Source organism: Aeromonas sp. INTO2 (genome assembly GCF_049860605.1).
Lineage (GTDB): Bacteria > Pseudomonadota > Gammaproteobacteria > Enterobacterales > Aeromonadaceae > Aeromonas > Aeromonas caviae.
On sequence record NZ_CP187588.1, the window covers coordinates 1,972,875 to 1,984,944 of the forward strand.

At 60.2% G+C, this 12,070-nt stretch carries 9 protein-coding genes and 1 pseudogene; 3 read left to right on the forward strand and 7 right to left on the reverse strand.

Annotation, left to right across the window (positions count from 1 at the left end; translation table 11 throughout):
* Nucleotides 1-351: 351 nt before the first annotated feature.
* The 4 genes from ACPW74_RS09410 to apbC form a co-directional block, all read right to left on the reverse strand.
* Entirely contained in the window at nucleotides 352-1,824 is a 1,473-nt protein-coding gene (locus ACPW74_RS09410; protein WP_425859010.1) for an inorganic phosphate transporter, read from the reverse strand.
* A gap of 320 nt (nucleotides 1,825-2,144) precedes the next feature.
* Nucleotides 2,145-2,726 carry a dCTP deaminase gene (gene dcd, locus ACPW74_RS09415; protein ID WP_010674732.1) on the reverse strand — a complete coding sequence of 194 codons (582 nt, stop codon included), beginning with the start codon at nucleotides 2,724-2,726 and terminating at the stop codon, nucleotides 2,145-2,147.
* Between the two features lie 63 nt (nucleotides 2,727-2,789).
* Nucleotides 2,790-3,434, reverse strand: a complete 645-nt coding sequence (gene udk / locus ACPW74_RS09420; RefSeq protein ID WP_010674731.1) for a uridine kinase — start codon at nucleotides 3,432-3,434, stop codon at nucleotides 2,790-2,792.
* Between the two features lie 108 nt (nucleotides 3,435-3,542).
* The gene (gene apbC / locus ACPW74_RS09425; protein WP_270822264.1) at nucleotides 3,543-4,625 is read right to left on the reverse strand and encodes an iron-sulfur cluster carrier protein ApbC; all 1,083 of its coding nucleotides are present in this window, start codon (nucleotides 4,623-4,625) and stop codon (nucleotides 3,543-3,545) included.
* A gap of 185 nt (nucleotides 4,626-4,810) precedes the next feature.
* Between apbC and metG the strand changes: the two genes are divergently transcribed.
* The gene (gene metG, locus ACPW74_RS09430) at nucleotides 4,811-6,844 is read left to right on the forward strand and encodes a methionine--tRNA ligase (protein ID WP_425859013.1); all 2,034 of its coding nucleotides are present in this window, start codon (nucleotides 4,811-4,813) and stop codon (nucleotides 6,842-6,844) included.
* A 71-nt stretch (nucleotides 6,845-6,915) separates the two neighbouring features.
* Here the strand turns inward: metG and ACPW74_RS09435 are convergent, their stop codons facing one another.
* Nucleotides 6,916-7,650 carry a CHAD domain-containing protein gene (locus ACPW74_RS09435; RefSeq protein ID WP_103260119.1) on the reverse strand — a complete coding sequence of 245 codons (735 nt, stop codon included), beginning with the start codon at nucleotides 7,648-7,650 and terminating at the stop codon, nucleotides 6,916-6,918.
* A 12-nt stretch (nucleotides 7,651-7,662) separates the two neighbouring features.
* Nucleotides 7,663-7,935: an acylphosphatase gene (locus tag ACPW74_RS09440; protein ID WP_010674727.1), complete on the reverse strand. Its 273-nt coding sequence runs from the start codon at nucleotides 7,933-7,935 to the stop codon at nucleotides 7,663-7,665.
* Between the two features lie 85 nt (nucleotides 7,936-8,020).
* On the opposite strand from ACPW74_RS09440, the gene ACPW74_RS09445 reads away from it, so the two are divergent.
* Both ACPW74_RS09445 and ACPW74_RS09450 read left to right on the forward strand, forming a co-directional pair.
* A complete protein-coding gene (locus ACPW74_RS09445) occupies nucleotides 8,021-9,451 on the forward strand; it encodes a methyl-accepting chemotaxis protein (RefSeq protein ID WP_010674726.1) in 1,431 nt (476 codons plus the stop codon).
* Nucleotides 9,452-9,634: 183 nt separating this feature from the next.
* On the forward strand, nucleotides 9,635-10,828 hold the full coding sequence (locus ACPW74_RS09450) for a class I SAM-dependent methyltransferase (protein ID WP_270822257.1): 1,194 nt from the start codon (nucleotides 9,635-9,637) through the stop codon (nucleotides 10,826-10,828).
* Nucleotides 10,829-11,296: 468 nt separating this feature from the next.
* Here the strand turns inward: ACPW74_RS09450 and ACPW74_RS09455 are convergent.
* Nucleotides 11,297-11,941, reverse strand: a pseudogene (locus tag ACPW74_RS09455) (glutathione S-transferase family protein).
* Between the last annotated feature and the right edge of the window lie 129 nt (nucleotides 11,942-12,070).

The following is a 12,070-nucleotide window of genomic DNA, read 5'->3' on the forward strand; positions in this document are numbered from 1 at the left end:
TGGCTGAGACAGCCCAGGTTGAACGGGAATGCCAGACATAGGGCAACCTGTGACACTCTTCACTCTCATCATTTCTGGTGAGGATCATAGACCCGTTGAACGCCCTCCCTTCAGCTTCACGTGCAAGGGTCGGCTCGTAACAAGGCGTCACACAGGCAGGTTCCCCTCACTGTGCACAACGAGTGGTTCAGGGATGTAGAGAAGCTAAAGAGGTGATAGATAATGTCATTCAACTTCTTGCATGATGGTATACAGCTATCACTCATTGAACTATTGCCGTATGACGTGGCATTCACCAGGCAACAAAAAAGGGCCCGAAGGCCCTTGTTTCATTTCCAATGACTGTCGCGCTTACCCGCCAAAGAGATGGTTGTTCAGCAGGAACAGGCCGCCGGAGAGCAGCATGGTGAGCGGCAATGTCAGCACCCAGGCCAGCAGAATGGTCTTGATGGTCTGGCTCTGCAGGCCGGACTTGTTGGCCACCATGGTCCCCGCCACCGCAGAGGAGAGAATGTGGGTGGTGGACACCGGCATCCCGGTCAGACTCGCAATCCCGATGGACGCGGCGGCCGTGATCTGGGCTGCAATGCCCTGACTGTAGGTCATCCCGGTGGAACCGATCTTCTCCCCTACCGTGTAGACGATACGACGCCAGCCCACCATGGTGCCGCAACCGAGCGCCAGGGCGATGGACACGATGACCCAGGTCGGCGCATATTCGGCCGTGGCGGTCAGATCCTTGCGCCATTTGGCAAGATCAGTCAGCTCCTTGGCCGGCAGCGGCAATTTGGAGACCTTGCGGGCAGTGTCGTCGATGCACAGCAGCAGACGACGCACCTCGCGGCGATCCACCAGGTTCATCTCCTCGTAGGTGCGCACCTGGCCCAGACGCTTGTCGAGGGTCGCCATGGCCTGCAGGGCCTCCCCTGCCGCACAGTGGCTCATCAGCTCCTCCTGGGCTTTGGCAGGCACACTGAAGTTCACCAGACGGGAGACCTGATCCTGGTTACGCTGGTAGATCTCCATGATGCGCTGGTTGGCATCCTGAGTTCTGTCCAGATCATAGGAGCGGCTGTTCATGTCCAGCGCAAAATAGGCAGGCGCCATGCAGATCAGCACCAGCATTACCAGACCGATGCCTTTCTGACCATCGTTGGAGCCGTGCACGAAGCTCACCCCCATTGCGGAACAAATCAGTGTGACACGGGCCCAGAACGGTGGATGCTTCTTGCCGTCCACCAGCAGGCGCTCTTCCGGGGTCTTGTGGATCTTGCTGCCAAGCCATACGCGCTTCATGGCGAACAGCAGCAAGGCGGCAATGATGAAGCCCACGGTGGGAGAGATGATGAGAGAGAGCATGATGTCGATGGCTTTGCCGACGTTGATACCCTCTTTCAGAGGTTGATGGCTGATCAGGGCATAGGCGCCGCCTACCCCCAGGATGGAACCGATCAGGGTGTGGGAGCTGGATGCCGGAATGCCGAAGTACCAGGTTCCCAGGTTCCAGACGATGGCCGAGAACAGCAGGGAGAACACCATGATCAGACCCTGGGTAGAGTCCATGCCAAGCAGCAGATCGATGGGCAGCAGGTGAACGATGGCATAGGCCACCCCCAACCCACCCAGCATGACACCGGCGAAATTGAACAGACCGGAAGCCACCACCGCCATATGAGCCGGCATCGCCTTGGTATAGATAACCGTTGCTACCGCGTTGGCGGTATCGTGAAAGCCGTTGATGAATTCATAGGCCAGCACAAAAAAAACGGCCAATACCAAACCGATTGACCACCACAAACCCAAACCACTAAACATTTCAAACATAAAAACGAACCTGTTTATGAGTTGCGGCGGATTATGCCAGAAGGCTCGATGCGCCATACCCGTTGTTGAAATATTTCAGCAAAAAAAAAAAAGGGCATTCCGTCAGAAAATGTCTTAGGGCCTGTAGGAACGGGGCTTGTCGAGGATTAATTTAAGTCCATTCCATTGCTGTGGATAGGCGCCAATCAAAGCCTAAGCATCGCTCAATGTCCCGAAAAAGGCCGCTTTTCAACCCACTCGGCACGCCCGTTTCCTTTTGTCAGATAAAAAAGAGGGTGCCTTGGCACCCTCCTCGATAGACAAGCCGCACGGTGCGGGGATCAATCCTGGTTGATCCGGCTGGCCACAGCCCCTTGCTGACTCTTGTATTTGGCATTTTCCCGTTTGTTGTACGGGCGAGCCGCGGTACCTGACAGCATCTCGAAGTTCAGGGCACCGATCTTCATCTTGGGACGCAGGGCCAGAGGCAACTTGCCGCCGTTGTAAAACTCCAGCACGATGCGGCCGGACCAGCCCGGATCGATGCGGTGGGCGGTGACGTGCACCATGAGGCCCAGGCGCGCCAGGGAGGAGCGACCATCCAGCCAGCCGACAATATCGGCGGGCAAGGTAACCGATTCATAGGTCACCGCCAGCGCCAGCTGACCCGGGTGCAGATAGAAGGCTTCACCGTCCGGCACGTGGATCTCCTCGCTCATCACCCGCTCGATGGCATCGGCCATCTCGGCACTGGTACCGCCAAGGTCGATGTAAGGCGCGGTATGATCGCGAAACACCCGAAACTCGTTGCCCAGCAGCACATCGACGCTGACGCCGCTGATCCGCTCAACACCGGGCCGCGGCTCGATGACGATCTTGCCTTCATCCAGGTGCCGTTCGATATCGGTATCACAAAGACGCATTCTGCGACTCTCCTGACAAAAGATTCATTAAAAAAAGCCGGGCATCACCCGGCTTGTTTTCTCTCAACCAATCAACATATGGCGGATACGCGCCTTGAGCATGTCGATGGCGATGCGGTTCTTGCCGCCACGGGGCACGATCACGTCGGCATACTGCTTGGACGGGTCGATGAACTGCATGAACATGGGACGCACAGTCTTCTGATACTGCTTGAGTACGGAGTCCATGGTACGACCGCGCTCCTGCACATCGCGCACCAGACGGCGCAGCAAACAGATGTCGAGCGGGGTATCCATGAAGATGGAGGCGTCCATCAGTTCGCGCAGGCGGCTGTCGGTCAACAGCAGTATCCCTTCGAGGATGATGACACGGCGCGGTGCAAAGGTAGTGACCTCGGTCATGCGCGTGTGCTCGGTATAGGAGTACTGGGGGATGTTGACCGCCTCCCCTTGCGTCAGCTGGGTCAGATGCTGCACCAGCAGATCGTGATCCAGGGCATTGGGGTGGTCATAGTTGGTCTTGACCCGCTCTTCCATGGTCAGGTGGGTCTGATCACGGTAGTAGCAATCCTCGGTGATCACACCAATCTGACCCGCTCCCAGCTCGGCCACCAGCTCTTCATAGATGGTTTGGGCGATAAGACTCTTGCCGGACGCGGATGCACCAGCAATACCGATGATCACGCAGGAATGTTGAGTATCAGACATTGAAAATACCTAAAGAGAAGAGCACTGGGGATTGTTTAAACCGATCCATTATATGAAAAAGGGGTGGCCATGCCCACCCCAAATCCGTCCCCCTTGGCCGAACGCCGATTATTCGTCCAGCGCCACCGTGTAGAGCGGGGTCGCAATCGGTTTTGCGCTGAAATAGAGCTCGGCCCCTACCCGGCGAGCCAGTTTCAGGTAAGTCTGTGACAGCTCGCCATCCGGCGCACCGAACACGGTGGGGCAGCCGTCATCCATGTGCTGGCGAATGTCGATATGCAGCGGCAACTGACCAAGCAGCGCCACGTGATACTGCTCCGCCATCTTCTGCCCACCGCCGGTACCGAACAACGGCTCGTGATGCCCGCAGGCACTGCAGACGTGGTAACTCATGTTCTCGACGATGCCAAGCACAGGCACATTGACCTTGTTGAACATGGCAATCCCCTTGCGGGCATCTGCCAGCGCCACATCCTGGGGCGTCGTGACGATCACCGCCGCCGTGGTGGGCACCTGCTGGGCCAGCGTCAGCTGGATATCGCCGGTGCCCGGGGGCATGTCCACCACCAGGTAGTCCACCTCGCCCCAGCGGGTCTCGTGCAGGATCTGCCCGAGTGCCTTGCTCGCCATGGGACCGCGCCAGATGGTGGCATCCTGCTCGGCCACCAGATAACCGATGCTGTTGCTCTTGATGCCGCAGGCCATCACCGGCTCCATCAACTTGCCATCAAAGCTGACAGGGCGCTCCTTGAGGGTCCCCGTCATGGTCGGGATGGAGGGGCCATAGATGTCCGCATCCAGCAGGGCGACCCGCGCCCCCTCTTTTTGCAGCGCCAGCGCCAGGTTGACCGCGGTAGTGGACTTGCCCACCCCTCCCTTGCCGGAGGCAACCACCAGGATATTGCGGATCCCCTGCACCGCCGCCAGTTGCTGCGCGCGGGGCATGCTGGCCACGTCTATCTCCCCCGTCCAGTCGATGCGGGTCGCGCCGGTTGCGCTGCGCAGCCGGGCATCGAACTCCTCTTTGATCTGTTCAAACAGGGACTGGCCGGCAAAGGGCAGCACCAGCGTGATGGCCAGGGTCTGTTCGTGCCGCTCGACGGCACGCACAAAACCGGCCGCGACCAGATCCTTGCCCCATCCTGCCGGTTTAAATTCGGCCAGGATCTGTTTTACTGAATAAATCACCATTAACTCCCCATTATGTTGTCGTTATGCTGAGGTGAACGGTTACCGCACATAAATCAGTGGCTTGCCGACGTCATCGTGATGCCGCCAGTCAGGGCACCGGGGGCCACAACCCTAGGCAGGCCGCCCCCAATTCGGGTAACATGCACGGCACTGTATCATCCCAACAGGCACATAAAGAACGTATTATGGCAACTGATCCTCGTAGAATGCTGGTAACCTGCGCCCTCCCCTATGCCAACGGCTCCATCCATCTCGGCCACATGCTGGAACACATCCAGGCCGATATCTGGGTTCGTTATCAGCGAATGCGTGGCCATCAGGTGCATTTCGTCTGTGCCGACGATGCCCACGGTACGCCCATCATGCTCAAGGCTCAGCAGATGGGGATCTCGCCGGAAGAGATGATTGCCGCCGTCTCCCAGGAGCACCTGGGGGATTTTGCCGGTTTCAACATCAGCTTCGACAACTACCACTCCACCCACAGCGACGAGAACCGCGAGCTGGCGGGCGTGATCTATGGCCGTCTCAAAGAGTCCGGCAAAATCAAGATCCGCACCATCTCTCAACTGTTCGATCCGGAAAAATCCATGTTCCTGCCGGATCGCTTCGTCAAGGGCACCTGTCCCAAGTGCAAGTCCCCCGATCAGTACGGTGACAACTGCGACGCTTGCGGCGCGACCTACAGCCCGACCGAGCTGATTGATCCGAAATCCGCCGTCTCCGGTGCGACCCCGGTGATGAAGGACTCCGAGCACTTCTTCTTCGACCTGCCCCAGTTCGAAGCCTGGCTCTCTGACTGGGTACGCGGCTCCGGCGCCATCCAGGAAGAGATGGCCAACAAGATGCAAGAGTGGTTCGAAAGCGGCCTGCAACAGTGGGACATCACCCGTGACGCCCCCTACTTCGGCTTCGAAATTCCCGGTGCCCCCGGCAAGTACTTCTATGTCTGGCTGGACGCCCCCATCGGCTACATGGCGTCGTTCAAGAACCTGTGCAACAAGCGCGGCGACATCGACTTCGACAGCTACTGGAAAGCGGACTCCGACGCAGAGCTCTATCACTTCATCGGCAAGGACATCGCCTACTTCCACTGCCTGTTCTGGCCGGCCATGCTGGAAGGCGCGAACTTCCGCAAGCCGACCAAGGTCAACGTGCACGGTTATGTGACCGTCAACGGCGCCAAGATGTCCAAGTCCAAGGGCACCTTCATCAAGGCGTCCACCTATCTCAAGCACCTGGATCCGGAGTGCCTGCGTTACTACTACGCCGCCAAGCTCAACAGCCGCATCGACGATCTGGACTTGAACCTCGAAGACTTCGTCTCCCGCGTCAACGCCGATGTGGTCAACAAGCTGGTCAACCTGGCCTCTCGCAACGCCGGCTTTATCGCCAAGCGTTTTGACGGCAAGCTGGCCGCCACCTGCGCCGAGCCCGCACTCTACGCCGAGTTTGCCAACGCCAGCGCCAGCATCGCCGAAGCCTATGAAGCACGCGAATTCAGCCGCGCCATCCGCGAGATCATGGCCCTGGCCGACAAGGCCAACCGCTATGTGGACGACAAGGCTCCCTGGGTCATCGCCAAGCAGGAAGGGGCGGATGCCGAACTGCAAGCCGTCTGCTCCGTCGGCATCAACCTGTTCCGCGTGCTGATGGCCTACTTGAAGCCCGTCATGCCGCAGCTGGCCGAGCGCGCCGAAGCCTTCCTTGGCGAAACCCTGACCTGGGACGGCATCGCCGCCCCTCTGGTCGACCACGGCGTCGCTCCCTTCAAGGCGCTCTTCTCCCGCATCGAGTCCGCCAAGGTGGATGCCATGGTGGAAGCGTCCAAGGAAGATCTCGCCAAGGAGCAGAGCAAGAAGCCGGCAGGCCCCCTGGTGGACGATCCCATCAGCGAGACCATCACCTACGACGACTTTGCCAAGATTGACCTGCGGGTGGCGCTGATCAAGAAAGCCGAAGCGGTGCCGGAAGCCGAGAAGCTGCTGAAGTTGCAACTGGATATCGGCGGCGAAACCCGTCAGGTCTTTGCCGGTATCAAGTCCGCCTACAACCCGGAAGATCTGGAAGGCAAGCTGACCGTGATGGTGGCCAACCTGGCCCCGCGCAAGATGCGCTTTGGTATGTCCGAAGGCATGGTGCTGGCGGCAGGTCCGGGTGGCAAGGATCTCTGGATCCTCGAGCCCCAGGAAGGTGCCCAGCCGGGCATGCGCGTGAAGTAATACGCCCCTTCCCGGACAGTCCCAATGAAAAGAGAGGCCAATGGCCTCTCTTTTTTTATCTTGTGGGGTGCTTACTGCCCGCTCTGCAGCAATGCCATGCGAAGGCCGACCAGCTCCGCCTGATGGCAATCCAGTTGCAGTAGTTGGCAGCGTATCTCTGTTTTCAGGGCTCGCCGTTGCTGGCCCCGCCCCGTTTCGCCCCCAAGGCGTCTGAGCCATTGGCGCCTGTCCTGCAATTGCCCAAGCCGCTCCTGCCAGCTCACCAGCATGGACAACCAGGCCGGATCCCCTCCCCCCTGTGCCGTCAGCAGCTCCATCCCGTAGCGCGCCTGTTTCAGCACCAGACGCAGCCGGTGCCAGCACCGAAGTTTCGCCCTGATGCCCACAGGAAGGGAGGTGGTCTTCGCCAGTGCATCCGACAGTGACAGCGCCAGATGCAGCTGAAACAGCGGCAAGAGATCGACACCGACGGGTATCTCTTCCAGTCGGGCCAGCCAACGGGCCAGCGGGCCGGTCAACAGGGGGACCCGTGGCAAGCGGTTCTGCCGAAGCGAGCCACCATGATGTTGCGCATAGACCTGGGCATCGCGCAGGGCGGAGAGCGTGCCGACGGCACGGGTCAATCGCCGCTCCAGCTCGGGCTCATGAATGAGGGGTCGCCACAGGGCGAGCAGCGCCAGCAGGCGGCGGGCCGCTATCCGGTAGGCATGCACCTCTTCCATCCCCTTGTGCTGGCGCAGTGCCAGGGTCGCCCCCCGATATTGCCCAACGAGCCGGTTGGCCTGCGCAATCCCGCTCTCCCCCATGAACCCTCCCGGCTAGTTGGTATGAAAACCGGTTCCGGTGGGTGGCAACGCCTGGGTGCACTCCATTCGGGTGACGGTGGCGGTTCGGGGCCCGTGCTCAAGCCAGCCCAGCATCATCTGTACCTTCTGTTCGGGACCGGCAATCAGGATCTCCACCGAGCCATCTTCCAGGTTGTAGGCATGCCCCCGAAGCCCCAGTTGCAGCGCCCGCTCCCGGGTGAAGTAGCGAAACCCCACCCCCTGAACCTGACCCCACACCCGCACGACAAACGATTGCTCTCCCATTTATCACACCTTTCCCTTAAGTAATTTTTCCCCGGGGCGATAATGAGCGCGACACTCTCTTCCCCTTGCAGGACGCAATACCATTATGAAAGAAGTAAAGTTTCGGTGGGTTGACCGTTATCTCATTCACCTCACGATCAGCGAGAAATTTCTTATCACCTTCTGGTGCCCCCTGGTGTTCATCGCCTTCCTCACCTGGTATCTGCTGGCCGACGGCCATGATCAGGCGATGCAGCTCAGAGTGGATCAGCTAAAAGGGCGGGTCGAGACCACGGCCCAGCTGGTGAGCCAGCAGCCGACCCTTACCCTGCCCGCGGATCTCGTGCTGACGCCTGGCGCCGCCACCGGCCTTAGCCAGCAGGGAGACATCTATCGCTATGGCGCCAGCGCAGGTCAGGCGGGCGTCGTCTCCGGCACCCTGGATACGAGTCACTACGCCCTCTGGGATGGCCAGGGCACTACCCTGACCATCATCGCGGTGCTGGCCGCCCTGCTGGCCCTCATCACCCACTATCTGATGACCTTTGTCTCGGGGGCGCTCTACTCCACCAACAAGGCATTGCAGACGGTGGCGAACGGCGATCTCACCTTCCGGCTCAACTTCTTCCCGGTACGGGACGAGTTCTCCATTCTGGCGGGCAGCATCGACACCTTCACCGACCGCCAGCACAAGATAGTGCAACTGGTGGAAGAGTCCGCCGATGCCCTTACCCTGGCCGCAGACGAATTTCGCGAGCATGCCAGCGACGGCGAGCAGCTTGCCCGCGCCCAGCGCCAGCACATGGACTCCCTGGCCGCCGCCATGGAGCAGATGTCCGCCGCCATCCGGGAAGTGGCCCGCAACGCCAATGACACCCTGCTGCAAACCCGCCAGTCCAGCGACGAGGCGACTCACGGGGCACAGCGGGTGGCACGCACCATCACCGCCATCCGCACCCTGGCAGACGAGATTGGCAATGCCTCGGGCGCGGTCGAGCGGCTGACTCACAACGCCAATCGCATCAACGAAGTGGTCAACGTCATCAACGCCATCTCCCAGCAAACCAACCTGCTGGCCCTCAACGCCGCCATCGAGGCGGCCCGCGCCGGTGAACAGGGACGCGGCTTTGCGGTGGTGGCCGACGAGGTGCGCACCCTCGCCAGCCGCACCCAGCAGGCGACCGTGGAGATCCAGCAGATGATCGAGGAGCTCCAGGCCGGTACCGGGGCGCTGAACGACATCATGGAGAAGACGGTAGGGCGCGCGGCCGACAGCCAGCAGCTCATCACCGAAGTGGGCATGGACATCGAGCGGCTCAGCAACCACAGCGATGCGGTCCTGGAGATGAGCACCCAGATCGCCACCTCCAGCGAAGAGCAGAGTTCGGTGGCCGAGGAGATCACCCGCAACCTCGACAAGGTGCGCCACGAGGCAAGCCGGGTGGAGGAGTCCGCCAGCGCGGCGGTCGCCGGCACCACCGGCCTCAAGGGAACCGCCAGCGAACTCGGTCAGGCGCTCACCGGCCTGCGGATCTGACCACTCCGGCAGGCCATCGTCCAGATGGCCTGCCATGTCTGGGCCAGGCGCTGGAGACGCGCGAAACAGCCCGTTCGACCCTGACCGCGTGTGGATGCACGGATCCCGGTAGACGCGGCTTGCGTGCCTACCCTCACAGCCCCTACTATATGCCCCCTTCTTTTCTACCATCGGCAACTACCCATGAGCGCTTCCATCTATCTCGTCAAAGGCCGCGAAAAATCCCTGCTGCGTCGCCACCCCTGGATCTTCTCCAAGGGTATTGAGCGGGTGCAGGGCAACCCCGTTGACGGCGATACCGTCGAGATCTTCACCCATGACGGCAAATGGCTCGCCCGTGGCGCCTGGTCCGGCAGCTCCCAGATCCGTGCCCGGGTCTGGTCCTTCGACAAGGATGAGAACGTCGATCTCGACTTCTTCATCCGTCGCCTCAAATATGCACAGGAGTCCCGTGACGGGCTCATCAAGCGTCAGGGCCTCACCGGCTATCGCCTCTGCGCCGCCGAATCCGACGGTCTGCCGGGTCTGACCATCGACCGCTACGCCGACTTCCTGGTGTGCCAAATTCTCTCTGCCGGTGCCGAGTTCCAGCGTGAGCTGATCACGCAAGCGCTGCGTACCCTCTACCCCGAGTGCAGCATCTATGAGCGCTCCGACGTGGCCGTGCGCAAGAAGGAAGGGCTGAAGGAGCGCACCGGCGTCATCCATGGCGAGACCCCGACCGACCCCGTGGTGATCGAGGAGAATGGCGGCGTCAAGATCCTGGTCGATATTCGTAACGGTCACAAGACGGGTTTCTATCTGGATCAGCGGGACAACCGCCAGGCTGCCGCCAAGTACACTGAAGGCAAGCGGGTGCTCAACTGCTTCTGCTACACCGGCGGTTTCGGGGTCTATGCCCTCCAGGGCGGTGCCAAGGAGGTAGTCAACGTCGATCTCTCCCAGAATGCGCTGGACATCGCCCGCCAGAACGCCGAACTGAACGGTCTCGATACCAGCAACACCCAGTTCGTGCGTCACGACGTCTTCAAGCTCTTGCGCGAATATCGCGAGAAGGGCGAGAAGTTCGACGTCATCGTGCTGGATCCCCCCAAGTTTGCCGAGAGCAAGGCCCAGCTGCTGGGTGCCTGCCGCGGCTACAAGGACATCAACATGCTGGCGTTCCAGCTGCTGGCACCGGGTGGCGTGCTGCTGACCTACTCCTGCTCCGGCCTGATGGAGCAGAGCCTGTTCCAGAAAATCGTCGCCGATGCGGCCCTCGATGCCGGCCGCGACGCCCAGATCCTAGAGCTCCTGTCCCAGGCATCCGATCACCCCATCGGTACCGCCTATCCGGAAGGCTTCTACCTCAAGGGGCTGGTGGTGCGCGCCCGCTAAGCCGAGCAGACCAGCGCTGCCCCCCTTATCCCCGGTTCCAGATCCGGGCCAGGCTGGGTTCTGCTAGTCATCAAAAAGCCCGCGATCAAAGCGGGCTTTTTTTATGCGGCCGCCAAAGAGACAACCTCCCCCCGACTTTGCCACCAACAGCGATTGCTGCCCCCATCCCCCCTCTTCGACTGACGACTGCCATCTTCAATCAAAGGTTGCCGCATCGTTAACCCGATTCTCATCTCTCTTTCACTACACAACCCACCAGCAGAGACATACCCGGCATTTGCTTTATGCAAAAGCATGAAATATTACGCATAAACATTAAAAAATCCTCGGGGAAATATCAGCCATAAACGCATACCCACTCATTTGAATGAATATTGCTGTTTTCCCCTGCAATGGATCACGCCATGCCCCTGTCCGCCTCGCACATTGCCTGGGGCGACAATACTCGCCCACCACAAGTCATCTCGCTCAATCACGCGCTGGCGCGCCCAGCGGGAAGTAGTGTCGAAATGGCCTCGCCTCCTCCACCACCCGCACGATGGAGGGATGATTGAGCAGACGGGCGCGATAGGCACGCAGACGGCCATAGCCAGCCGGGATATCGTGGGCCCAGTCGGCGTAGAAGAGCGAGGGTGCGGCGGCGCAATCGGCCAGCGTGAAGTCTGCGCCGGCAATCCAGTGGCGTCCTTCCAGCCGCTGATCGATCCAGGGGTAGATCTGATTGAGCAGCTCGCAGGCCTCCGCTACACCATAGCGGTCGCGATCCGCGACCGGGCGCAGCGCATCCAGCACCACTTTTTTGCATCGGCGTCATCACATAGTTGTCGAAGACGCGATCCAGCATATGCACCTCCAGACCCGCATCGCTGGGCGGGATCAGGCTGACGGGGCCCGGATGGTGCGCCTGCAGATGGGCGACGATGGTGCTGCTCTCGAGGATGCTGCGACCATCATCCAGCAACACCGGGAAGCGCTTGAGTGGCCAAAGGGCGGCAAGTTCGGCGCTGGCCGCCGGCTCTTCGAGGTTCCGGTATTCGAACAGGGTGGCATTCTCGTAGAGAGCGATCAGCACTTTCTGGCTGTAGGACGAAAAGGGTGGGCATAGAGTTTCATGGGGATGTTCCTGACGCTCAGAGGGATGACTTCCCTAGTCTAGATCCCCTCTCTATTTTCGATGCGTCCCTATCCCATGCTGGTTTTGGGATGATAAACGCCCATTCATGACGGCAATAACACCCGTAT